This is a genomic window from Hymenobacter sp. AT01-02 (assembly GCF_000961955.2).
Taxonomy (GTDB): Bacteria; Bacteroidota; Bacteroidia; order Cytophagales; family Hymenobacteraceae; genus Hymenobacter; species Hymenobacter mucosus.
This window is the reverse complement of the sequence record NZ_JZIR02000193.1, coordinates 1-1151: the sequence shown is the minus strand read 5'-3', so window position 1 is coordinate 1151 and position 1151 is coordinate 1. Positions and strand designations below refer to the sequence as shown.

The following is a 1151-nucleotide window of genomic DNA, read 5'->3' as shown; positions in this document are numbered from 1 at the left end:
ATAATTAAATAATTTATAGAAAACACTCTATCAATAAGCAGGACATTCCTTTGTGCCGCGCAAAAGCACCATTCCCCAGCTATCAGCCAACCTCCCGCTTTGAACCTTGGGCTGTAGCCCTACCACCGGTTCTTTAGAAGCATCTTTTCTACGCCTCCCCTTCCTGCATCCTAACCGAACCTGCCCTGACCAAGGTCGGGCCTAGCTTTGCCATGCCCATATAATCTGGCTGGTAGGCTGTCCTCTCCTGATCACTCTACTACTCCTTATGCCTGCACACGTAGTGAAAACCAGTCATCACAAGCACGCCGCAGCTCTGGCGCTGACCTTATCGGCCTAAGTGGCCCGGCACTGGCCTTACCAGTTGCTGAAGACTACGACAATAGCCCCGTACAGTCGGCCACCGCCGTCGATCAGGTCGTGAGTGGACGCGTAGCCGACAAAGCCGGTCAGCCCCTGCCGGGCGTAACTGTTCTGGTGAAAGGAACGACTACGGGCACGACCACGGACAGTGAAGGACGGTTTCAACTTACCGTTGCGAACCCAGCGCAAGCAGTACTGGTAGTTTCTTTTATTGGCTACCAAACGCAGGAGCTACGAGTAGCGGAGCAAAGCAGCTTGGAGCTGGTGCTTAAGGAGTCGGCTACCGGCTTGGATGAGGTAGTGGTAATTGGCTACGGTACCGCCAAGCGCGAAAACATCACGACGGCGGTGGCTACCCTGCCCAACCCGGAAAAGATTGCCAACCGCCCCCTGACCAACGTGCAAGACATGCTACAGGGCAACCTAGCTGGGGTAACGGTAGTGCAGAATGGGGGCGACCCCGCCGCCACGGCCCGGGTAGTTATTCGAGGCGCCGGCACCCTGAGCAGTGAGGCTCCCTTGTACGTGGTGGATGGTATGCCCTACTACGGCGGGCCGCTGAACCCCAACGACATTGCCAGCATTACGGTGCTCAAGGATGCCGCTTCGGCCGCCGTCTACGGCGCGCAGGCTTCTTCGGGCGTCATTGTCGTCACCACCAAAAGCGGTAAGAGTGGCGCCCCGCGCATCACCATCGACACCTACCGGGGCTGGCAAACGGCTCACCAAACGCCTGAGGCCTTGAACGCAGCCGAGCAGGCCGCTGCCTACAACCAGGCTGCCGACAA

Annotated in this window: 1 protein-coding gene; it reads left to right on the top strand. The window is 57.9% G+C overall.

What is annotated here, in order from left to right:
• Positions 1-207 precede the first annotated feature (207 nt).
• The coding region (locus VI25_RS24945; RefSeq protein ID WP_152981778.1) for a carboxypeptidase-like regulatory domain-containing protein at positions 208-1151 on the top strand (944 nt) is incomplete at its 3' end.